Raw genomic sequence first — 235 nt, 5'->3', positions numbered from 1 at the left:
GTCTATAACGATCGCACTTAGCGACTACACGTCGGGAATGAATCCGTCGTACATAGGCCAAATCATTGTCGAATTCTCGACGGGACAAAACTTCAGCTTCTGCCGCTACGTCAAAAGTGTGATACTGGGACCGACTACCGCAACGTTCCAGCTCACCTCGCCCATGGCGCAGCTTCCGGTGGTCGGAGACAAGATCGTTATCTTCGGTCGTCAAGTACTTAGTACTACTATTCCG

At 51.1% G+C, this 235-nt stretch carries 1 protein-coding gene; it reads left to right on the top strand.

The window, feature by feature from the left end:
* Positions 1–235, top strand: a 235-nt coding sequence (locus AC1RPT_RS08265) for a hypothetical protein (RefSeq protein ID WP_481763069.1), incomplete at both ends; no start/stop codon positions are given.

The sequence above is a fragment of the Dellaglioa sp. CoH-56-MRSF-11 genome (genome assembly GCF_056782135.1).
The sequence above is the reverse complement of the archived record's forward strand: the minus strand, read 5'-3'. Positions and strand labels throughout refer to the sequence as shown.